The sequence below is a fragment of the Flavobacterium calami genome (assembly GCF_038290035.1).
In the GTDB taxonomy this organism is placed as follows: domain Bacteria; phylum Bacteroidota; class Bacteroidia; order Flavobacteriales; family Flavobacteriaceae; genus Flavobacterium; species Flavobacterium calami.
Map to the genome: position 1 here is coordinate 188,791 of NZ_JBBYHS010000002.1, position 20,758 is coordinate 209,548.

Sequence of the window (20,758 nt, forward strand, 5' to 3'; positions counted from 1 at the left end):
GATGTCAAGAATAGGTAAAAGCCCAATTGTAATCCCTGCTGGTGTAACTGTTGAAGTTAAAGACGGTATAATTACAGTAAAAGGAAAAAGAGGTCAACTAGTACAAGAGTTTTCGGACGTAAATGTAACTGTTGAAGGCGATCAAGTTTTAGTTGAAAGATCGTCTGATCATAAAGACCATAGAGCAAAACACGGATTATTTAGATCTTTGATCAATAATATGATTGTTGGTGTATCTGAAGGTTTCACAAAAGAACTAGAATTAGTTGGAGTTGGTTATAGAGCTTCAAACCAAGGTCAAAAATTAGATTTAGCTCTTGGATATTCTCACAATATTGTTTTAGAAATTGCTCCAGAAGTATCTTTAGAAACAGTATCTGAAAAAGGTAAGAACCCTATCGTAAAATTAACATCGTTTGATAAACAACTTTTAGGTCAGGTTGCTGCGAAAATCAGAGGTTTCCGTAAGCCTGAGCCATACAAAGGAAAAGGTGTTAAATTTGTGGGTGAAGTATTAAGAAGAAAAGCAGGTAAATCAGCTTAAAATATAAGATTATGTCATTAACAAAATCTGAAAGAAGACAGAGAATTAAATTCAGAATTAGAAAATCGGTTAGTGGTTCTGCTGCAAGACCTAGACTTTCTGTTTTTAGAAGTAATAAAGAAATTTACGCTCAAATTATTGATGATGTAAATGGAGTTACTATCTTAGCTGCATCTTCTAGAGAAAAAGAAATAGGAAAAGGTACTAACGTTGAAGTAGCTGCTGCTGTTGGAAAACTAGTTGCAGAGAAAGCGTTAAAAGCTGGGATTGATACCATCACTTTTGATAGAGGTGGATATTTATATCACGGGCGTATTAAATCATTAGCAGAAGGCGCAAGAGCCGCTGGACTTAAATTCTAATATATTATGTCTAAATACAAAAATGTAGAATTGGTAAAACCTAGTGGTCTTGAATTAAAAGATCGTCTAGTTAGTGTTAATCGTGTTACTAAAGTTACAAAAGGAGGTAGAGCTTTCGGTTTTTCTGCTATTGTAGTTGTAGGTGATGAAAATGGAGTAGTTGGTCATGGATTAGGAAAATCTAAAGATGTTTCTGAAGCAATTGCGAAAGCAGTAGAGGATGCTAAGAAAAATTTGGTTAGAATTCCTTTGAATGGACAATCTGTTCCTCACGAACAAAAAGGTAAATTTGGTGGTGCACGTGTGTTCTTAATTCCAGCATCTCATGGTACTGGAGTTATTGCTGGTGGAGCTGTTCGTTCAGTTCTTGAGTCAGTAGGTATTCACGATGTATTGTCTAAATCTCAAGGATCATCAAATCCACATAACGTAGTAAAAGCAACTTTTGATGCTTTATTGCAAATGAGAAGCGCTCATACTGTTGCAAAACAAAGAGGTGTTTCTTTAGAGAAAGTTTTTAAAGGTTAATTCAGGAAATTATGGCTAAATTATTAGTAAAACAAGTAAGAAGCAAAATCAACTGTCCTCTTTCTCAAAAGAGAGGGTTGGAAGCTTTAGGTCTACGTAAAATTGGACAAGTTGTGGAGCATGAGTCAAATCCTGCTATCCTTGGGATGATAAACAAAGTTAAACACTTAGTTTCTGTTGAAGAAGCTAAATAACAAATACTGTTATGAATTTAAGTAACTTACAACCTGCTGAGGGATCTACACACAATCAAAATAAAAGATTAGGTAGAGGAGAAGGTTCTGGAAAAGGTGGTACCGCTGCACGTGGACACAAAGGAGCAAAATCTCGTTCTGGTTATTCTAAAAAGATTGGTTTTGAAGGAGGGCAGATGCCACTTCAAAGACGTGTACCTAAGTTTGGTTTCAAAAACATCAATCGTAAAGAATACGAAGGTGTTAATTTAGATACGCTTCAATTATTAGTTGATAACGGTGTAATTACTGATTCTGTTTCTATGGCAGATTTCGTAGCAAACCGTCTTGCTTCAAAAAATGAAATCGTTAAGATTTTAGGTAGAGGAGAATTGAAAGCAAAATTAAAAGTAACTGCTCACAAATTTACTGCTACCGCAAAAGCTGCTATTGAAGCTGCTGGAGGTGAGGCCGTAACAATATAATTTTTCTATTGTATGAAGAAATTTATTGAATCAATAAGCAATGTTTGGAAAATCGAAGAGCTGAAAAACAGAATCCTGATTACATTAGGTTTGCTTTTAGTATATCGTTTCGGTGCACACGTAACGCTTCCTGGAATTGATGCAACTCAATTAATGGGATTGGCAGGACAAACTAAAAATGGTTTGGGATCTATTCTGGACATGTTCACAGGTGGTGCTTTCTCTAAAGCTTCAGTTTTTGCTTTAGGGATTATGCCTTATATTTCTGCTTCTATTGTTGTTCAGTTAATGGGAATTGCTATTCCATATTTGCAAAAACTTCAAAATGACGGAGAAAGTGGTAGAAAAAAGATTAATCAAATCACACGTTGGTTAACTATTGCAATTACATTGGTTCAAGGTCCAACTTATATCTATAATTTATACAGAACTTTGCCTAGCAATGCTTTTTTGTTAGGGTTTGACTCTCCTGAGTTTTTATTTTCTTCTGTTATTATCTTAGTTACAGGTACTATTTTTGCTATGTGGCTAGGAGAAAAAATTACTGATAAAGGTATTGGAAATGGGATTTCATTATTGATTATGGTTGGTATTTTAGCTCGTTTACCTCAAGCTTTTATGCAGGAATTTAAATCAGTTGTTACTAATAATACAGGAGGTTTAATGTTAATGGCTATTGAGATTATTGTATGGCTTTTAGTGATTATCTCTTGTGTATTGCTTACTATGGCTGTTCGTAGAATTCCGGTTCAGTATGCACGTCGTACAACAACTGGTGATTATGAGCAGGATTTAGCAGGTGGTAACAGACAGTGGATTCCTCTTAAGCTTAATGCTTCAGGGGTTATGCCAATCATTTTTGCACAGGCAATTATGTTTATACCAGCGGCTGTAGCTGGATTGTCTAAATCAGATACATCACAATCTATCGTTGGGACATTTAGTGATATGTTCGGTTTTTGGTATAATTTTGTATTTGCAACTTTGATTATTGTATTTACATTTTTCTATACTGCAATCACTGTTCCTACTAACAAAATGGCTGATGATTTAAAGAGAAGTGGTGGTTTTATCCCAGGAGTACGTCCTGGTGCTGAAACGTCTGACTTCTTAGACAAAGTGATGTCTTTAATAACTTTCCCAGGATCTTTATTCCTTGCTTTGATTGCTGTGTTCCCAGCTATTGTTGTAAGTATTATGGATGTACAACAATCTTGGGCGATGTTTTTTGGAGGTACCTCGTTAATAATAATGGTGGGAGTTGCAATAGATACGATTCAACAAATCAATTCATACTTGTTAAACAAACATTATGATGGTTTAATGAAGACTGGTAAAAATAGAAAAGCAGTAGCTTAATATATTTATGGCAAAACAATCAGCAATAGAACAAGACGGATCAATCATTGAAGCATTATCTAATGCGATGTTCCGTGTAGAGTTAGAAAATGGACACATTGTAATTGCTCATATTTCTGGGAAAATGCGAATGCATTATATCAAATTATTACCTGGTGATAAAGTGAAACTGGAAATGAGTCCTTACGATTTGTCAAAAGCAAGAATTACTTATCGATATTAAAGGATAATTACTATGAAAGTTAGAGCATCAGTAAAAAAGAGAAGTGCCGAGTGCATTATCGTGCGTAGAAAAGGGAGACTGTACGTAATAAACAAAAAGAATCCTAGATTTAAACAAAGACAAGGATAATTATGGCAAGAATAGCAGGGGTAGATATCCCAAAAAACAAAAGAGGTGTTATCGCACTTACCTACATCTTTGGATTAGGAAAAAGTAGAGCTATTGAGATTTTAGAAAAAGCTCAAGTAAGCCAAGATAAAAAAGTTCAAGATTGGAATGATGACGAGATCGGAGCAATTCGTGATGCAGTTTCGTTTTACAAGATTGAAGGAGAATTACGTTCTGAAGTTTCTTTGAACATCAAACGTTTAATGGATATTGGTTGTTACAGAGGTATCCGTCATAGAACTGGTCTTCCGTTGCGAGGACAAAGAACTAAAAACAACTCTAGAACAAGAAAAGGTAAAAGAAAAACTGTTGCTAACAAGAAAAAAGCAACTAAATAATAAGTAATATGGCTAAAGCAACTGCAAAAAAACGTAAAGTTATCGTTGAATCAACGGGTGAAGCTCATATTTCTGCCACTTTCAACAATATTATTATTTCTTTGACGAATAAGAAAGGTGAAGTTATTTCTTGGTCTTCAGCTGGTAAAATGGGTTTCAGAGGTTCTAAAAAGAACACTCCTTATGCAGCTCAAATGGCAGCAGAAGACTGTGCTAAAGTAGCACTTGAGGCAGGACTTAAAAAAGTGAAAGTTTATGTAAAAGGACCAGGTAACGGACGTGAGTCAGCTATCCGTTCTATTCATAACGGTGGGATTGAAGTTACAGAGATTATCGATGTTACTCCAATGCCTCACAATGGTTGTCGTCCTCCAAAAAGACGTAGAGTTTAATAATATTTTTTAAGTATAACAAGGTAGAATAAACGATTATCGAAGGATATGACCTGAATTCATAATCTCTACCTTAAATTTAATTTTTAGAAATGGCAAGATATACTGGTCCTAAAACTAGAATTGCTCGTAAATTTGGCGAGGCAATCTTCGGAGACGATAGAGCTTTCGAAAAAAGAAATTACCCTCCTGGACAACACGGGATGGCTAAAAAAAGAGGAAAAAAATCTGAATACGCTGTTCAGTTAATGGAAAAGCAAAAAGCTAAATATTCTTACGGAATTTTAGAAAAACAATTCAGAGGTTTGTTTAAAAAAGCATCAGCTACTAAAGGTGTTACTGGTGAGGTTCTTTTACAATTATGTGAAGCAAGGTTAGATAATGTTGTTTTTAGAATGGGTATTGCTCCATCTCGTAGAGGTGCAAGACAATTAGTTTCTCACAGACACATTACTGTAAATGGTGAAGTTGTAAATATTCCTTCTTACCACCTTAAGCCTGGTGATAAAGTAGCTGTTCGTGAAAAATCTAAATCTTTAGAGGCTATCGAACGTTCTTTATCAAATTCAAGTCATGTTTATGAATGGATTACTTGGAACAACGATCTTAAAGAAGGAACTTTCGTTTCTGTACCTGCGAGACTTCAAATTCCAGAAAACATTAAAGAACAATTAATCGTAGAGTTGTACAACAAATAATAATTGACTTAGTCGAAATTTATGGCAATATTTAATTTTCAAAAGCCCGATAAAGTTATCATGATCGATTCAACCGATTTTGAAGGTAAATTCGAATTTAGACCTTTAGAACCTGGTTATGGATTGACTGTTGGTAATGCACTTAGAAGAGTTTTGCTTTCAGCATTAGAAGGTTATGCAATTACATCTGTTCGTATCGAGGGTGTAGATCATGAGTTTTCTACTATTTCAGGTGTTGTTGAAGATGTTACCGAAATTATCCTTAATCTAAAACAAGTACGTTTCAAACGTCAAATTGAAGATATCGATAATGAATCAGTTACTATTTCTGTTTCTGGTAAAGATCAATTAACAGCAGGTGATTTTCAAAAATTTATTTCAGGTTTCCAAGTTCTGAATCCAGACCTAGTTATCTGTAATTTAGATTCTAAAATCAAATTGAACTTCGATTTAACAATCGAAAAAGGTAGAGGATACGTGCCTGCTGAAGAGAACAAAAAACAGAATGCTGCAATTGGAACGATTTTTACAGATTCTATTTTTACTCCGGTAAAAAATGTAAAATATGCAATCGAAAACTTCCGTGTAGAGCAAAAAACAGATTACGAAAAATTAGTTTTTGAAATCAAAACTGATGGATCTATTAATCCTAAAGATGCTCTTACTGAAGCTGCTAAAGTTTTAATTCACCATTTCATGTTGTTTTCTGACGAAAGAATTACACTTGAGGCTGACGAAATTGCACAAACAGAATCGTATGATGAAGAGTCATTGCATATGAGACAATTGCTTAAAACTAAGCTTGTTGATATGGATTTATCTGTGAGAGCATTAAATTGCTTGAAAGCGGCTGAAGTTGATACACTTGGTGATTTAGTATCGTTCAATAAAAATGACTTAATGAAGTTCCGTAACTTCGGTAAAAAATCTTTAACTGAGCTTGATGAGCTTGTTGCAGTTAAGAATTTAACTTTCGGAATGGATTTAGCTAAATACAAATTAGATAAAGAATAATTTACTTCATATTTTGCTCTCCATAGTGGATTGTAGCAAGATGAAGATAAAAAAAACACGTCATGAGACACGGAAAAAAATTCAACCACTTAAGCAGACAGACTGGACATAGAAAAGCTATGTTGGCTAATATGGCTTGTTCTCTTATTGAGCACAAACGTATTAACACTACTGTTGCTAAAGCTAAAGCGCTTAAACAATTCGTTGAGCCTTTAATCACAAAATCGAAAGAGGATACGACTCACAACCGTCGTATTGTTTTTGCTTACTTACGTAGCAAATATGCTGTAACAGATTTGTTCAGAGATGTGGCTGCTAAAGTTGGAGACCGTCCAGGAGGATACACTCGTATCATTAAAGTTGGAAATCGTTTGGGAGATAATGCTGATATGGCAATGATTGAACTTGTTGACTTCAATGAACTTTACAACGGAGGTAAAAAAGAAGTTAAAAAAGCGAAAAGCCGTCGTGGTGGTAAAGCTAAAAAAGCTGAAACTGCTGCTCCAGAAGCTCCTGCTGCTGAATCAGAAACGACTACTGAAGCTTCTGAATAATTATGAGAGTAATCATTCTATAATATTAAAGGATAAACTAATTTTTAGTTTATCCTTTTTTTTTGATTTTTTTAAAATCTTAAAAATCTAACTTATTTAAAATGATAGGTTTTATTTTTAAGAGTGAAAGTTTTAAAAAATCTTGGAAGAGCTTCTTTAAAGAAGTAAATTTGCAAAATATCTAATTATAAATGAGACGGAATAAGTTTCATAAACAATTAAAAAACAATACAAATTAAATAATGAAATACACAACACGACAAAGCGCCATTTTATTACTAAGTGATGGAACTGTTTTTCATGGAAAGTCTATCGGTATTAGCGGTAAAACTTTTGGTGAAGTTTGTTTTAATACTGGGATGACCGGATATCAGGAGATTTTTACAGATCCTTCATATTTTGGTCAAATTATGGTTACTACTAATCCGCATATAGGGAATTATGGTATAAATGATTTAGAAGTTGAATCAGATAGCGTGAAAATTGCTGGTTTAGTTTGTAAAAATTTTAGTTTTAATTATTCGAGAGAAGGTGCTTCAGGTAGTTTAGAGGATTATTTCGCTAAACAAAACCTAATTTGTATTTCTGATGTTGATACAAGAGCTCTTGTTAGTTACATTCGAGATAACGGTGCTATGAATGCTGTTATTTGTACTGATGGAACTTCAGTTGAGGATTTGAAAAAAGAGTTGGCTAACGTGCCTAACATGGAAGGTTTAGAATTGGCTTCAAAAGTTTCTACAACTGAACCTTACTTTGTGGGAGACGAAAATGCAACATATAAAATTTCGGCACTTGATCTTGGAATCAAAAAGAATATTCTAAGAAATTTTGCAAAAAGGGATTGTTATATTAAAGTGTTTCCATACGATGCTTCGTACGAAGATTTAAATTCGTTTAATCCAGATGGGTTTTTCTTGTCAAATGGGCCTGGAGATCCAGATCCTTTGCATGGAGTAATTGAAGTGGCTAAAAAAATTATTGCTGAAGACAGGCCATTATTCGGAATCTGTTTAGGACATCAAATTATTGCTTTGGCAAATGGAGTTCAGACTTATAAAATGTTTGGCGGACATAGAGGAATTAATCATCCTGTAAAAAACCTTTTAACGGGTAAAGGAGAAATTACATCTCAAAATCATGGTTTTGCGGTTAAGAGAGAGGCTTTGGAAGGTCATCCGGAATTAGAGCTTACACATATTCATCTAAATGATGATACTGTTGCCGGAATGAGAATGAAAAACAAGAATTGTTTCTCAGTACAATACCATCCAGAAGCAAGTCCAGGACCACACGATTCGTCGTATTTGTTTGATCAGTTTGTGGAGAATATCAAAACTGCTAAAGCCTAAAACGATGTAGTTAATAAATAAAGGTGTTTAATATTGAGAATGCGTTTATAGTATTAAATATTTTTATAATTTCGAAAAAAAAATATAATTTATTAATAAAAAACAAAAATAATGAGTATTATAATTAAAGTTCACGCAAGACAAATTCTTGATTCTAGAGGTAATCCTACTATTGAAGTTGATGTAGTAACTGAAAATGGAGTTTTAGGTAGAGCTGCTGTTCCATCTGGAGCATCAACTGGAGAGCACGAAGCTGTTGAATTACGTGATGGAGGTAAAGCTTATCTAGGTAAAGGTGTTTTGAATGCAGTGAATAATGTAAATACTGTTATTGCTGAAGAATTAGTTGGAACTTCTGTTTTCGAACAAAACACAATTGACCAATTAATGATTGATTTAGATGGAACTCCAAACAAATCTAAATTAGGAGCTAATGCTATTTTAGGTGTTTCTTTAGCTGCTGCAAAAGCTGCTGCTAACGAACTTGGTTTGCCATTATACAGATATGTAGGTGGAGTTTCTGCTAACACATTACCTGTTCCAATGATGAACATCATCAATGGTGGTTCTCACTCTGATGCGCCTATCGCATTTCAAGAGTTTATGATTTTTCCAGTAAAAGCAACTTCTTTTACACATGCAATGCAAATGGGAACTGAAATTTTCCACAACTTGAAAAAAGTATTACATGATAGAGGTTTAAGTACTGCTGTAGGTGATGAAGGAGGTTTTGCTCCAAACTTGGCTGGCGGAACTGAAGACGCTTTAGATACTATTAAATTAGCAGTTGAAAAAGCAGGATATTCTTTCGGTGACGAAATTATGATTGCTCTTGACTGTGCGGCTTCTGAGTTTTATGTAAACGGAAAATACGATTACACTAAATTTGAAGGTGAAACTGGAAAAATTAGAACTTCTGAAGAACAAGCTGATTATTTAGCTGAACTTGCTGCTAAATATCCAATTATCTCTATAGAAGATGGTATGTACGAAGATGACTGGGACGGATGGAAAGCTTTAACTGAAAAAATTGGAGATAAAGTTCAATTAGTTGGAGACGATTTATTTGTTACTAACGTTGCTCGTTTATCAACTGGTATTGAGAAAGGAATTGCTAACTCAATCTTAGTAAAAGTAAACCAAATTGGTACTTTAACTGAAACTATAGCAGCTGTAAACATGGCTAAAAATGCAGGGTATACTTCAGTAATGTCTCACCGTTCAGGTGAAACAGAAGATAATACTATAGCTGATTTGGCTGTAGCTTTAAACTGTGGTCAAATTAAAACAGGTTCAGCTTCTCGTTCAGATCGTATGGCAAAATACAACCAATTATTAAGAATTGAAGAAGAATTGGGGAATACCGCTTATTTTCCTGGGTTAAACGCTTTTAAGATCAAATAATTGTAAGGATTATATTGTATAGTAAAACCATTCGTGAAAACGGGTGGTTTTTTTTTGGGGTTTTAACAAATTCATAGCATTATTCCTTTTTTAATTAGTCTTAAATTCCTTAGATTTGATAAATTATTATTTTTAAGAATTATTTCCCATATATTATGTCAAAAATAGCTACATTAGAAGTAGATGGTAAGAAAATTGAGCTTCCGGTAATAACAGGAAGCGAAAATGAATCAGCTATCGATATTAACAAATTACGTGATTTAACTGGTATTATTACTATTGATCCTGGTTATAAAAACTCTGGTTCCTGCAAAAGTGAAATTACTTTTCTCGATGGTGAATTAGGAATTTTACGTTACAGAGGATATTCAATCGAAGATCTTGCAGAGAAAGCAAGTTTCTTAGAAGTTTCTTATCTTTTGATTTTTGGTGAATTACCTACTGCTGCACAATTAGAAGAATTTGAAAATGGTATTAAAAAGCATTCTCTGGTAAACGAAGAAATGAAAAATATCATCGATGGTTTTCCTAAAACAGCTCACCCGATGGGAGTTTTATCTGCCTTAACAAGTGCCTTAACAGCATTTAATCCTAAAGCAGTTAATGTTGATAACGAAAAAGAAATGTACGAAGCTATTTGTAAAACAATGGCTAAATTTCTTGTAATTGCTACATGGACTTACAGAAAGTCAATGGGGTATCCTTTGAATTACTACGACAATACAAAAGGATATGTTGAAAGTTTTATGCAATTAATGTTTAAATTACCTACAGGTCCTTACTCTGCAAATCCGGTAATTGTTAATGCTTTAGATAAGTTATTTATTCTTCACGCAGATCATGAACAAAACTGTTCTACGTCTACAGTAAGAATGGTAGGGTCTTCTCATGCAGGCTTGTTTGCTTCAGTATCTGCAGGAGTATCTGCTCTTTGGGGGCCTCTTCATGGTGGTGCAAATCAGGCTGTACTTGAAATGTTGGAAGAAATTAACAAAGATGGTGGGGATACTGATAAATTCTTGGCGAAAGCAAAAGACAAAAATGATCCATTCCGTTTGATGGGATTCGGGCACAGAGTTTACAAAAATTTTGATCCAAGAGCAAAAATCATCAAAAAAGCGGCTAAAGAAGTTTTGGAAACTTTAGGTGTTGAAGATCCGATTTTAGATATTGCAAGAAAGTTAGAAACTGCAGCTCTTGAAGATGATTACTTCAAATCCAGAAATTTGTATCCAAACGTTGATTTTTACTCTGGTATTATTTACAGAGCATTAGGAATTCCAACTGACATGTTTACTGTTATGTTTGCAATTGGAAGATTGCCGGGTTGGATTGCACAATGGAAAGAAATGCGAGAAAATAAAGAGCCAATTGGACGACCAAGACAAATTTATACTGGCCATCCGTTGAGAGAATTCAAATCTAATAAATAATCATACTGAAAGCTTCACTTAACTGTGAAGCTTTTTTTTATATTTGCAACAAAATCTAACATTTATGTTGCAATTAAATATTAAGAACGAAACGTCAAGATTACGCGCCGTTGTTTTGGGGTCTGCCGTTCATAATGGGCCAACTCCATCAATTCAGGAAGCCTATGATCCTAAATCGTTGGAACATATAAAAGCAGGTACATACCCTCTTGAAAAAGATATGGTTCTCGAAATGGATGCCTTTAATGCTGTTTTTCAAAAGTACAATGTAAAAGTTTATCGCCCAAAAATGATTGAAAACTACAATCAGATATTTGCCAGAGATATTGGTTTTGTAATTGATGATGTGTTTGTGAAATCGAATATTTTACCAGATAGGGAGCGTGAATTAGATGCAATTCAGTATGTAATCGATGAGATTGATCCTTTGAAAGTTATACGTCCGCCTGAAGAAGTTCATATTGAAGGTGGTGATGTTATGCTTTGGAATGATCATATCTTTATAGGAACCTATAAAGGAAGTGATTATAAAGATTATATAACTGCCAGAACTAATATGCAGGGGGTTAATTTTATTAAAGAATTATTTCCAAACAAAATTGTCAAAGAATTTGATTTGGTAAAATCTAAAATAGAAGCGAGGGATAATGCACTACATTTGGATTGCTGTTTTCAGCCTGTTGGAAAGAATAAGGGTATTGTCTATAAAAGAGGTTTTCGTGAAGAAGCCGATTATATGTACTTAGTGAATCTCTTTGGAAAAGAAAATTTGTTTCATATAGAAAGAAATGAAATGTATAATATGTTTTCCAATGTGTTTTCTATCGATGAAAATGTTATTGTTTCAGAAAAGAATTTCACAAGATTAAACAATTGGTTAAGGGCTAATGGTTTTATAGTTGAAGAAATACCTTATGCTGAAATTGCTAAGCAGGAAGGTTTATTAAGATGTTCGACATTGCCATTAATTAGAGATTAAAATGGTTTCAGGCTTATCTGTTATGAGTTTAAGACCTGAACAAAAAAAATATAAATCATGAAACAAACAACTAATGCAATAGTAATGATTCGTCCGGTTGCATTCAGAATGAATGAGCAGACAGCTGTAAATAATTATTATCAAAAAGTTTTAGACGGACTTTTGCCAAGTACTGTAAATGCCAAAGCACAGCAAGAATTTGATGCTTTTGTTGAAAAGCTAAGAGCAGCAGGTGTTGATGTCACTGTAGTCGAAGATACGCTCGAAACAGATACACCGGATAGTATTTTTCCAAACAACTGGATTTCTTTTCATGAAAGCGGTGATGTCGCTTTGTATCCTATGTTTGCTGAAAATCGTCGTCAGGAACGACGAGAAGATATTTTGGATATTTTGGAAGAAAAAGGTTTTGAAATTAATGACATCATGGATTATACTTCTGCAGAAGAAGACGGTATTTTTCTTGAAGGAACAGGAAGTTTGCTTTTGGACAGGGCTAACGGAAAAGCATATTGTGCCTTATCTCCTCGTGCAGACGAAGAATTGTTTATTGAATTCTGTGAAGATTTTGACTATGCTCCAGTAATTTTTGAAGCTTTCCAGACAGTGGACGGAGAACGTAAATTGATTTACCATACCAATGTTATGATGTGTATTGGTGAAACTTTTGCAGTTATTTGTGCAGATAGTATTGATGACAAAAAAGAGCGTAAAATGGTTTTGGAAAGCCTGAAGGCTGATAAAAAAGAAATTATTTTAATTACTGAAGATCAGGTGAATAATTTTGCAGGGAACATGCTGGAAGTAAGAGGAAGAAATGATGAAAAATATATCGTTATGAGTGCATCAGCGCACCAGAGTCTAACCGAAAAGCAAATTAAGCAATTGGAAAATCATGCTAAAATTTTAAGTTCAAGTTTAGATACTATTGAAGCTTGTGGTGGAGGAAGTGCCAGATGTATGATGGCTGAAGTTTTTCTGCCGAGAAGCTAATTTTAAAATTTTGAATAATGAAAAATCCAAATTCCACCTTAAATTAATATAGATGGAATTTGGATTTTTTTTTGATGTCTTAAGATTTACATTAAATTTCCTCTTACAATATTAATTATGGAACTGATTATATATTGAATTCCTATTGCAATTACAATAAAACCAATTATTCTGGAAATTGCAACAATACCTGAAGCGCCTAAAATACGCGCTAAGTAATGCGCACTTTTTAAAATGATAAAAATAGTAACTGCTATTGCTAAAATAGCTAAGCTTGAAATTATTATTTCTGTCATTTCATGATGCTCCTGATAAAAAGCTATTAATAAAGAAATAGATCCCGGACCGGCCAGCATCGGAATTGCTAATGGAGTTAATGCGATATCGTTTCTCTTTTGAGCATCATTTTCAATCTTTTTATTGATTCCCCTCTTCTTGCTTATTTTTCCGGACAATAAGGAAAAACCAGAATTCAAAATTACCAAGCCTCCTGCAATGCGCAGTGCATCTATACTGATTCCGAAAAAAGTCAGTACATATTGTCCAATAAAGAATGAAACCATCAAAATAATAAAAACATTAATGGCAGTCCACAATGAAATGCGTGAGCGTTCAGCAGCAGAATCATCATGGGTGAGCCCAACAAAAATAGGAACAGTACCAATTGGATTCAGAACAGAAAAAAGAGCAGCAAATAAATAAATGAATAAATCCATGATGTTTGGGTTGATGAAGTAAAAGTAATTAAATTTTAAGATTTTACTCTAAAATGATGTGAGGATATTGTTTTTTCTCCTTTATGTCTCTAAATCAATAGCGAGCAGGAAATTCAGCCTTTTTTTGATTACTTTTGCGCTATATTCATAAATGATGAAAAACAAAAAAACTTTGCTTATTGGTGCGACAACCAAACCGGAGCGATATGCTTTTAGGGCCATAAATATGCTGACTCAAAAAGGGCATACCGTATTGGCAATTGGACAAAATGCAGGAGAAGTTGCAGGTGTAAAAATTCACACAAAGACTATTCCTGTCAAAAATGTAGATACTGTAACTTTGTATTTAAATCCAGTCCGTCAGCGGGATTACTATAATTACATCATAGAAGCGCAGCCTAAACGGGTAATTTTTAATCCGGGGACAGAGAATCCTGAGTTTTACCAATTATTAGAACTTAACAATATCAAAGCAGAAGTAGCTTGTACGTTGGTTCTTTTAGCAACAAATCAGTATTAATTTTTTGAAGCTGTTCCTGCTGTACACTTTATCTTTTGTGCCAAACCCTGGCACAAAAGGATGCCGTTACCATCAGGGCTAGATATCGGTTAATTAGAACTTTTGCGGGTTTAATAATATTCAGTTTTTTCAAATCGACCAAATTATTTAAAGCGTTATTTTTGTTTTCATGGAATTTTCATCAAAGTTAATAGAAAAAGCAGTCAATGAAATGTCACAATTGCCGGGTATAGGCAAACGTACGGCATTGCGATTGGTACTTCATTTGCTAAAACAGCCTAAAGAGCAGACAACATTTTTATCTCAGGCATTACTCAACATGCGTGAGGATATTAAGTTTTGTGAAAATTGTTATAATATATCTGATGAAAAGATTTGTGAAATATGTATTAATTCATCAAGAAACCAGCGGACAATTTGTGTTGTTGAAGATATCAGAGATGTAATGGCTATAGAAAACACCGGGCAATATAAAGGAATTTATCATGTTTTAGGAGGTAAGATTTCTCCAATAGAAGGAGTTGGACCGGGTCAGTTGAATATAACAGCTTTGACAGAGAAAGTAAAGTTGGGTAAAGTTGATGAAATTATTTTTGCTTTAAGTTCAACTATGGAGGGTGATACCACAAATTTTTATATTTATAAACAAATTTCGGATTCTAAAATTATAATTTCTACCATAGCACGTGGAATTTCTGTTGGAGACGAATTGGAATACGCCGATGAAGTTACGCTTGGCCGGAGTATTTTACATCGTGTGCCTTTCGAAAAAACATTCAAGAATAATTAAAAAATGCAATCGGGTTAGATTTCCTGAAGACTAAATGAATAGCTATATTTGCGTATAAAATTTTTAAAATGACAAAAAACGGTTTTTATCTATTATTAATTAGCACACTTTTTACATCATGTATACCTGTAAAAGATTTGGTGTATTTACAGGACAAAGGATCGGCTGGTAGTGAAACTACAGTTTCCGCAGTAGAATCGAAGCCTTACAGATTACAAGTAAATGATGTTTTGAGTGTAGATATCAAAGCAATAGATTCTAAGTTGACCACTATTTTTAAACCTTCAGAAGATCTTAATAATGGTAAATCAGAATCAGATTTGTATTTTAATGGATTTACTGTTGATGATCATGGTAATATAAGAATGCCGATTTTAGGAGAACTGAATGTAATTGGCTATACACTTGAAGAAGTGCGAGTTAAAATTGAAAAAAAGCTTCTCGAAGAATATTTTAAGGCAGAAGCAAATATTTTTGTTACTGTAAAATTAGCAGGTTTTCGATATACAATAAATGGCGAAGTTGGAAGTACTGGTACTAAAACATTATTTAAGGAGCATGTAAATATTATGGAAGCCGTTGCGAATGCTGGAGATATTACTACTGTAGGTAATAGAAAGGCTGTAACAGTAATACGCCAGACACCTACCGGAGTACAGATGAACGATATTGATCTTACTGATGTAAATGTGATGAAATCTCCATACTACTATCTGCAGCCAAATGATTATATTTATGTAAAACCACTAAAGCAAAAAACATGGGGTACTGGACAGACAGGGCTTCAGTCTTTAGGTACAGTTATAACATTATTATCTCTTGGGACAACACTTTTTGTGTTGTTGAAGAATTAAAAACTAAATAGAAGAAATGTTAGATATAAAAGATTTTTCAATTTTTGAGAATCATTCGAGTTTTGATTTTAAAGGGTTTTTGCTAAAAATAGCCGGATACTGGAAATTGTTTTTGTTAAGCTTAATTATTTCATTCACAATAGCTTATCAGGTTAATATTCGCAAAGAAAAGATTTATGCGATGAAAACTTTGATCTCAATTAAAGAAGAAAGCAATCCTTTTTTTACATCAAATACAAGTCTGGTTTTTAATTGGGGAGGTATTTCAGATCAGGTAAGCGGTATTTCAACCATTTTGCAATCAAGGTCACATAATGAATTGGTTGTCGATAAATTGCAATTTTATATAGATTACCTTGAAAAAGGCGAATACAAAATGATTGATGTGTATGGAGCAGTTCCTTTTTATGTAAATATTGATAAAACCAAACCTCAGTTATCAGGAACATTAATAAGTATTAAGTTTTTAAGTCCAAATGAATATGAAATAAGAATACCTTTTCAGAACAGTTCAGTTTCTTTATTTACCTATTCTAATAATGTTTATAGTAGTACATCTGTTCAGCCTGTTGAATTTGTTAAGCGATATAAAGTTGGAGAAAATGTAGCTCTGCCCTTCTTAAACTGGAAGCTTGAAATTAATGATAATCCTGGCTTTTATAAAGGGAAAGAATATTTTGTGAGATTTAATGATTTTGATGCTACTGTTGCCGGTTACCGGGGAATTGGAGTTGGTGCAGATGAAAAAGCAGGCTCAATTCTGGAGCTTTCTCTTCAGGGAACAAACAAAGCAAGAATGGTTGAATATTTGAATTCTACAGTCAAAATGCTGATTAAGATTCAGTTGGACAGTAAGAATCAGTTTGCTACAAACACCATAAATTTTATTGACAGCACACTTGTAGCAATGGAGTCTCAACTAAAAGAAACCGGTAATGAACTTAAATCTTTCAGAAAAGACAAAAATATTTATGCAATTGAACAAGGTGGAGAGAAATTTTCGGATAAAATTTTAGATTTTGATGTCGAAAAAGACGCTATAGCCCGTAAAATTGCTTATTATAATTCTTTAAAAGCTTATCTAAATAATAGTGTTGATTATTCTAAATTGCCAGCACCTTCTGTTGCCGGAATTGAAGATCCTAATGTTGTTACAAACATTTCAAAACTCATTGCCTTGTCAACCCAAAGATCCGAAATGGCTTATGCGGTAAAAAGTGATAAAATCTTTAAGGATTTTGATAACCAGATGGTTGCCATAAAAAATGTGTTGTTAGAAAATATTGCTTCAGCAAAGTCGTCTTTACAATATGATTTGGCTTTGGTTAATAATAAAATAGGTGAAGCAGAAAGTACTATTAAACGACTTCCGGAAGAGCAACAAGAGTTGTTAAAAATTAAAAGAAAATATGATTTAAGTGACAATATATATAGTTCGTTTCTTCAAAAAAGAAATGAAGCTGAAATCGTAAAAGCTTCTAATTTATCAGATATCCATTTTATAGATACAGCAAAAGACATAGGTGGAGGTTTAATTGGTCCAAAAACTTCTGTAAACTATATTTTGGCTTTGTTTTTAGGAATTTTAATTCCTTTGATTATTGTTTTTATTATTTTCTTTATTAACAATACAATTCAAAATGCTGAAGACATTAGTAAGCAATCACAAATTCCTTTAATTGGAGTTGTAGGTATAAATAAGGAAAGTACAAGTTTAGCAGTTTTTCAAAAGCCAAAATCAGCATTATCGGAAGCTTTTAGGGGTATTCGTTCGTCATTACAGTTTTTATATAAAAAAAAGCAGCTTGATGGAGCAAAAACCTTAATGATAACTTCGTCAATTAGTGGTGAAGGAAAAACATTCTGTTCAATAAACATTGCCACTGTTTTTGCTCTAAGTGAAAAAAAGACCGTTATAATAGGAATGGATTTAAGAAAACCAAGACTTGCAGACGAATTTAGCCTGACGAACCAATATGGTGTTGTTAATTATTTGATAAGGCAAAAAACATTATCTGAAATAGTAAATAAAACTCAAATTCCGTATCTTGATGTTATTCTTTCAGGACCGATTCCGCCTAATCCGTCAGAGTTGATTATTAGTGAGGTAATGGGGGAATTTATAGAAGAACTCAAAAAAACTTACGATTATATCATACTTGATACACCTCCGGTTGGACTTGTGGCCGACGCTTTGGAATTGGTTCATTTTAGTGATGTTACTTTGTATATTGTAAGACAGAACTATTCTAAAAAAGAAATGATTACTATGTTGAATAATCGTGTCAAGCGAGGTGAACTTAATAATGTAAGTATTGTTCTTAATGGTTTTGAAAATAAAGCAAAATACGGTTCTACATATGGTTACGGCTATGGTTATGGAGCATATGCAAATGGTTATCATGAAGAAGATGAGCAACAAGGTTTTGTAAAAAAAGTTTTTAAAAAATTTAAAAAATAATAATTTAAATAGATGAAATCATCCATTCAAAATACTATTTTAATAACAGGAGGGGCTGGTTTTATAGGGTCTAATTTATGTGAGTATTTTTTAAATTCTGGACAAAAAGTAGTTTGTCTGGACAATTTTTCTACAGGACATCGTTATAATCTGAAAGATTTTTTAAGCAATCCTGATTTTAAATTAATTGAAGGAGATATTCGAAACATAAATGATTGTGCGTTGGCTGTTCAAGGCGCAGATTATGTACTGCATCAGGCAGCATTGGGATCTGTTCCAAGATCAATAAATGACCCCATAACCACTAATGATGTAAATGTTTCCGGTTTTTTAAATATGCTGGTTGCGGCAAGAGACGCTAAAGTAAAAAGATTTATTTATGCCGCAAGCTCGTCCACTTATGGAGATTCAGAAGGACTGCCAAAAATTGAAGATGTTATAGGTAAACCATTATCACCTTATGCGATTACCAAATATGTAAATGAATTATATGCAGAGATTTTTAGTAAAACATACGGCCTGGAAACTATAGGATTGCGTTATTTTAATGTTTTTGGAAGAAAACAGGATCCCAATGGTGCCTATGCAGCTGTTATTCCTAAATTTGTAATGCAGTTAATGAATTATGAGAGCCCTGTTATTAATGGAGATGGCAATTACTCAAGAGATTTCACTTATATTGATAATGTAATTCAGATGAATGCATTGGCAATTTCAGTCAAAAATTCTGAAGCGGTTAATACGGTTTATAATACTGCTTTTGGAGATAGAAATACGTTAAATGATTTAGTTGGGTATTTAAAAAAATATTTAAGTGAGTTTGATCCTAAAATAGCTGATGTTCCGGTTGTGTATGGTGAAAAGAGAGTGGGGGATATTCCGCATTCATTAGCTAGTATAAATAAGGCGAAAAAGAGGTTAGGTTATAATCCGGAATATTCGTTGGAGACAGGACTAAAAGAAGCAATACGATGGTATTGGAATAATTTAAAATAATGAAAGTGTAATATAGAAAATATGAAAATCACAAAAATTTGCTGCATCGGTGCAGGTTACGTAGGAGGTCCGACTATGGCGGTAATTGCTCAGAAATGTCCGCATATTCAGGTAACTGTAGTCGATTTGAATGAACAGAGAATTAAAGACTGGAATGACCCAAATACAGATAATATTCCAATTTATGAACCAGGACTTTCGGAAATCGTAGCTGAGGCAAGAGGTAGAAATCTTTTCTTTTCGACAGATGTAGAAAAAGCTATTGATGAAGCAGAAGTTGTTTTTATCTCTGTAAATACGCCAACAAAAACGTATGGTAAAGGTAAAGGAATGGCTGCTGATTTAAAGTATATAGAATTGTGTGCCAGACAAATAGCGAAGGTTTCTAAAGCTAATAAAATAGTTGTAGAGAAATCTACTTTACCTGTTAGAACTGCTGAAGCAATAAAAAGCATTTTGGATAATACCGGAAACGGAGTTCAGTTTCAGATTCTTTCAAATCCAGAATTCTTAGCAGAGGGTACTGCTATTGATGACTTATTAAATCCTGACCGAATTCTGATTGGAGGGGACTCAACACCAGAAGGGCAAGCTGCAATTGATGCTTTGGTAGATGTCTATGCTAATTGGGTGAGCAAGGATAAAATTTTGACAACAAACGTGTGGTCTTCAGAATTGTCTAAGCTCACCGCAAATGCTTTTTTAGCACAGCGTATTTCATCAATCAATGCTATGTCTGAATTGTGTGAAAAAACAGGTGCAGATGTGAATGAAGTCGCACGTGCTATTGGAATGGATAGTCGTATTGGGCCTAAATTTTTAAAGGCTTCAGTTGGATTTGGAGGGTCTTGTTTTCAAAAAGATATTCTGAATTTAGTTTATATAGCAAAATCTTATGGGTTGAATGAAGTCGCTGATTACTGGGAACAGGTAATTATTATGAATGATCATCAAAAAAGAAGATTTTCGAATAAAATTGTTCAGACTCTTTACAATACAGTAGCCGATAAGAAAATAGCTTTTTTAGGCTGGGCATTTAAAAAAGACACAAACGATACCCGCGAATCTGCCGCTATATATGTTGCAGATGATTTAATTAATGAGCTGGCAAAAATTTCTGTTTATGATCCAAAAGTGTCCCGTAATAAAATCTTGAGTGATTTAGATTATTTAGACACTAGAAATTCTTCAGAAAATAGTAATGCAGTTTCTACATTTGAAGATCCATATGAGGCTTGCAAAAATGCTCATGCAATTGCTGTACTTACAGAATGGGACGAGTTTGTAAAATATGATTGGCATAAAATATACGATGCAATGCAAAAACCAGCTTTTGTTTTTGATGGAAGGAATATATTAAATGCAAAAGAATTAAAATCAATTGGATTTATTTACAACGGAATAGGGTCTTAAAATAAATTG

25 protein-coding genes are annotated in these 20,758 nt (G+C 33.6%); 24 read left to right on the forward strand and 1 reads right to left on the reverse strand.

Annotated features, from left to right (window positions below; genetic code table 11):
* Position 1 precedes the first annotated feature (1 nt).
* From rplF to ctlX, 18 genes are all read left to right on the forward strand, one after another.
* Complete coding sequence (gene rplF / locus AAEO57_RS02315) at positions 2-544, forward strand: 50S ribosomal protein L6 (RefSeq protein WP_248728271.1); 543 nt, start codon at positions 2-4, stop codon at positions 542-544.
* 11 nt (positions 545-555) lie between these two features.
* Complete coding sequence (rplR, locus tag AAEO57_RS02320; protein WP_035650451.1) at positions 556-906, forward strand: 50S ribosomal protein L18; 351 nt, start codon at positions 556-558, stop codon at positions 904-906.
* A 3-nt stretch (positions 907-909) separates the two neighbouring features.
* Positions 910-1,434, forward strand: a complete 525-nt coding sequence (gene rpsE / locus AAEO57_RS02325; protein ID WP_085949269.1) for a 30S ribosomal protein S5 — start codon at positions 910-912, stop codon at positions 1,432-1,434.
* 11 nt (positions 1,435-1,445) lie between these two features.
* Entirely contained in the window at positions 1,446-1,628 is a 183-nt protein-coding gene (rpmD, locus tag AAEO57_RS02330; RefSeq protein ID WP_008464315.1) for a 50S ribosomal protein L30, read from the forward strand.
* Positions 1,629-1,639: 11 nt separating this feature from the next.
* Complete coding sequence (gene rplO / locus AAEO57_RS02335) at positions 1,640-2,092, forward strand: 50S ribosomal protein L15 (RefSeq protein WP_008464317.1); 453 nt, start codon at positions 1,640-1,642, stop codon at positions 2,090-2,092.
* Positions 2,093-2,104: 12 nt separating this feature from the next.
* Entirely contained in the window at positions 2,105-3,451 is a 1,347-nt protein-coding gene (gene secY / locus AAEO57_RS02340; protein ID WP_341689140.1) for a preprotein translocase subunit SecY, read from the forward strand.
* A gap of 7 nt (positions 3,452-3,458) precedes the next feature.
* Positions 3,459-3,674, forward strand: a complete 216-nt coding sequence (gene infA, locus AAEO57_RS02345) for a translation initiation factor IF-1 (RefSeq protein ID WP_007136545.1) — start codon at positions 3,459-3,461, stop codon at positions 3,672-3,674.
* A gap of 12 nt (positions 3,675-3,686) precedes the next feature.
* Positions 3,687-3,803, forward strand: a complete 117-nt coding sequence (gene ykgO / locus AAEO57_RS02350; RefSeq protein ID WP_002987490.1) for a type B 50S ribosomal protein L36 — start codon at positions 3,687-3,689, stop codon at positions 3,801-3,803.
* A 2-nt stretch (positions 3,804-3,805) separates the two neighbouring features.
* A complete protein-coding gene (gene rpsM, locus AAEO57_RS02355) occupies positions 3,806-4,180 on the forward strand; it encodes a 30S ribosomal protein S13 (RefSeq protein WP_341689143.1) in 375 nt (124 codons plus the stop codon).
* 8 nt (positions 4,181-4,188) lie between these two features.
* On the forward strand, positions 4,189-4,572 hold the full coding sequence (rpsK, locus tag AAEO57_RS02360) for a 30S ribosomal protein S11 (RefSeq protein WP_026727866.1): 384 nt from the start codon (positions 4,189-4,191) through the stop codon (positions 4,570-4,572).
* 92 nt (positions 4,573-4,664) lie between these two features.
* Positions 4,665-5,270: a 30S ribosomal protein S4 gene (rpsD, locus tag AAEO57_RS02365; RefSeq protein WP_163407832.1), complete on the forward strand. Its 606-nt coding sequence runs from the start codon at positions 4,665-4,667 to the stop codon at positions 5,268-5,270.
* Positions 5,271-5,291: 21 nt separating this feature from the next.
* Entirely contained in the window at positions 5,292-6,284 is a 993-nt protein-coding gene (locus tag AAEO57_RS02370; protein ID WP_008464329.1) for a DNA-directed RNA polymerase subunit alpha, read from the forward strand.
* Positions 6,285-6,346: 62 nt separating this feature from the next.
* On the forward strand, positions 6,347-6,838 hold the full coding sequence (rplQ, locus tag AAEO57_RS02375; protein ID WP_113676534.1) for a 50S ribosomal protein L17: 492 nt from the start codon (positions 6,347-6,349) through the stop codon (positions 6,836-6,838).
* A 242-nt stretch (positions 6,839-7,080) separates the two neighbouring features.
* Positions 7,081-8,190: a glutamine-hydrolyzing carbamoyl-phosphate synthase small subunit gene (gene carA / locus AAEO57_RS02380; RefSeq protein WP_341689150.1), complete on the forward strand. Its 1,110-nt coding sequence runs from the start codon at positions 7,081-7,083 to the stop codon at positions 8,188-8,190.
* Positions 8,191-8,301: 111 nt separating this feature from the next.
* Positions 8,302-9,594, forward strand: a complete 1,293-nt coding sequence (gene eno, locus AAEO57_RS02385; RefSeq protein WP_341689152.1) for a phosphopyruvate hydratase — start codon at positions 8,302-8,304, stop codon at positions 9,592-9,594.
* Positions 9,595-9,749: 155 nt separating this feature from the next.
* The gene (locus AAEO57_RS02390) at positions 9,750-11,027 is read left to right on the forward strand and encodes a citrate synthase (protein WP_341689155.1); all 1,278 of its coding nucleotides are present in this window, start codon (positions 9,750-9,752) and stop codon (positions 11,025-11,027) included.
* A 64-nt stretch (positions 11,028-11,091) separates the two neighbouring features.
* Positions 11,092-12,006 (forward strand): dimethylarginine dimethylaminohydrolase family protein, encoded by a 915-nt coding sequence (locus tag AAEO57_RS02395; protein WP_341689157.1) that lies wholly within the window; start codon positions 11,092-11,094, stop codon positions 12,004-12,006.
* 57 nt (positions 12,007-12,063) lie between these two features.
* The gene (ctlX, locus tag AAEO57_RS02400; RefSeq protein ID WP_341689160.1) at positions 12,064-12,999 is read left to right on the forward strand and encodes a citrulline utilization hydrolase CtlX; all 936 of its coding nucleotides are present in this window, start codon (positions 12,064-12,066) and stop codon (positions 12,997-12,999) included.
* Between the two features lie 86 nt (positions 13,000-13,085).
* Here the strand turns inward: ctlX and AAEO57_RS02405 are convergent, their stop codons facing one another.
* Positions 13,086-13,715, reverse strand: a complete 630-nt coding sequence (locus AAEO57_RS02405) for a MarC family NAAT transporter (RefSeq protein ID WP_341689163.1) — start codon at positions 13,713-13,715, stop codon at positions 13,086-13,088.
* Positions 13,716-13,869: 154 nt separating this feature from the next.
* Here AAEO57_RS02405 and AAEO57_RS02410 point away from each other — a divergent pair, with 154 nt between their 5' ends.
* The 6 genes from AAEO57_RS02410 (at position 13,870) to AAEO57_RS02435 (ending at position 20,749) form a co-directional block, all read left to right on the forward strand.
* Entirely contained in the window at positions 13,870-14,235 is a 366-nt protein-coding gene (locus tag AAEO57_RS02410; RefSeq protein WP_341689165.1) for a CoA-binding protein, read from the forward strand.
* Positions 14,236-14,404: 169 nt separating this feature from the next.
* Entirely contained in the window at positions 14,405-15,025 is a 621-nt protein-coding gene (gene recR / locus AAEO57_RS02415) for a recombination mediator RecR (RefSeq protein ID WP_341689167.1), read from the forward strand.
* A gap of 68 nt (positions 15,026-15,093) precedes the next feature.
* On the forward strand, positions 15,094-15,879 hold the full coding sequence (locus tag AAEO57_RS02420; RefSeq protein ID WP_341689169.1) for a polysaccharide biosynthesis/export family protein: 786 nt from the start codon (positions 15,094-15,096) through the stop codon (positions 15,877-15,879).
* Positions 15,880-15,895: 16 nt separating this feature from the next.
* On the forward strand, positions 15,896-18,340 hold the full coding sequence (locus AAEO57_RS02425) for an exopolysaccharide transport family protein (protein WP_341689171.1): 2,445 nt from the start codon (positions 15,896-15,898) through the stop codon (positions 18,338-18,340).
* A gap of 12 nt (positions 18,341-18,352) precedes the next feature.
* Positions 18,353-19,336, forward strand: a complete 984-nt coding sequence (locus tag AAEO57_RS02430) for an SDR family oxidoreductase (protein ID WP_341689173.1) — start codon at positions 18,353-18,355, stop codon at positions 19,334-19,336.
* A gap of 21 nt (positions 19,337-19,357) precedes the next feature.
* Complete coding sequence (locus AAEO57_RS02435) at positions 19,358-20,749, forward strand: UDP-glucose 6-dehydrogenase (RefSeq protein WP_341689176.1); 1,392 nt, start codon at positions 19,358-19,360, stop codon at positions 20,747-20,749.
* The last annotated feature ends 9 nt before the right edge of the window (positions 20,750-20,758 follow it).

What these genes read in the sequence shown, in the direction of transcription:
- rplO (WP_008464317.1), top strand. Translation starts at nt 1,640, where the DNA reads ATGAATTTAAGTAACTTACAACCTGCTGAGGGATCTACACACAATCAA.
- AAEO57_RS02390 (WP_341689155.1), top strand. Translation starts at nt 9,750, where the DNA reads ATGTCAAAAATAGCTACATTAGAAGTAGATGGTAAGAAAATTGAGCTT.
- infA (WP_007136545.1), top strand. Translation starts at nt 3,459, where the DNA reads ATGGCAAAACAATCAGCAATAGAACAAGACGGATCAATCATTGAAGCA.
- AAEO57_RS02430 (WP_341689173.1), top strand. Translation starts at nt 18,353, where the DNA reads ATGAAATCATCCATTCAAAATACTATTTTAATAACAGGAGGGGCTGGT.
- rpsD (WP_163407832.1), top strand. Translation starts at nt 4,665, where the DNA reads ATGGCAAGATATACTGGTCCTAAAACTAGAATTGCTCGTAAATTTGGC.
- AAEO57_RS02425 (WP_341689171.1), top strand. Translation starts at nt 15,896, where the DNA reads ATGTTAGATATAAAAGATTTTTCAATTTTTGAGAATCATTCGAGTTTT.
- rplF (WP_248728271.1), top strand. Translation starts at nt 2, where the DNA reads ATGTCAAGAATAGGTAAAAGCCCAATTGTAATCCCTGCTGGTGTAACT.
- rplQ (WP_113676534.1), top strand. Translation starts at nt 6,347, where the DNA reads ATGAGACACGGAAAAAAATTCAACCACTTAAGCAGACAGACTGGACAT.
- eno (WP_341689152.1), top strand. Translation starts at nt 8,302, where the DNA reads ATGAGTATTATAATTAAAGTTCACGCAAGACAAATTCTTGATTCTAGA.
- recR (WP_341689167.1), top strand. Translation starts at nt 14,405, where the DNA reads ATGGAATTTTCATCAAAGTTAATAGAAAAAGCAGTCAATGAAATGTCA.
- AAEO57_RS02405 (WP_341689163.1), bottom strand. Translation starts at nt 13,715, where the DNA reads ATGGATTTATTCATTTATTTATTTGCTGCTCTTTTTTCTGTTCTGAAT.
- AAEO57_RS02410 (WP_341689165.1), top strand. Translation starts at nt 13,870, where the DNA reads ATGAAAAACAAAAAAACTTTGCTTATTGGTGCGACAACCAAACCGGAG.
- rpsK (WP_026727866.1), top strand. Translation starts at nt 4,189, where the DNA reads ATGGCTAAAGCAACTGCAAAAAAACGTAAAGTTATCGTTGAATCAACG.
- ykgO (WP_002987490.1), top strand. Translation starts at nt 3,687, where the DNA reads ATGAAAGTTAGAGCATCAGTAAAAAAGAGAAGTGCCGAGTGCATTATC.
- AAEO57_RS02420 (WP_341689169.1), top strand. Translation starts at nt 15,094, where the DNA reads ATGACAAAAAACGGTTTTTATCTATTATTAATTAGCACACTTTTTACA.
- rplR (WP_035650451.1), top strand. Translation starts at nt 556, where the DNA reads ATGTCATTAACAAAATCTGAAAGAAGACAGAGAATTAAATTCAGAATT.
- secY (WP_341689140.1), top strand. Translation starts at nt 2,105, where the DNA reads ATGAAGAAATTTATTGAATCAATAAGCAATGTTTGGAAAATCGAAGAG.
- AAEO57_RS02435 (WP_341689176.1), top strand. Translation starts at nt 19,358, where the DNA reads ATGAAAATCACAAAAATTTGCTGCATCGGTGCAGGTTACGTAGGAGGT.
- rpsM (WP_341689143.1), top strand. Translation starts at nt 3,806, where the DNA reads ATGGCAAGAATAGCAGGGGTAGATATCCCAAAAAACAAAAGAGGTGTT.
- AAEO57_RS02395 (WP_341689157.1), top strand. Translation starts at nt 11,092, where the DNA reads ATGTTGCAATTAAATATTAAGAACGAAACGTCAAGATTACGCGCCGTT.
- rpmD (WP_008464315.1), top strand. Translation starts at nt 1,446, where the DNA reads ATGGCTAAATTATTAGTAAAACAAGTAAGAAGCAAAATCAACTGTCCT.
- ctlX (WP_341689160.1), top strand. Translation starts at nt 12,064, where the DNA reads ATGAAACAAACAACTAATGCAATAGTAATGATTCGTCCGGTTGCATTC.
- carA (WP_341689150.1), top strand. Translation starts at nt 7,081, where the DNA reads ATGAAATACACAACACGACAAAGCGCCATTTTATTACTAAGTGATGGA.
- AAEO57_RS02370 (WP_008464329.1), top strand. Translation starts at nt 5,292, where the DNA reads ATGGCAATATTTAATTTTCAAAAGCCCGATAAAGTTATCATGATCGAT.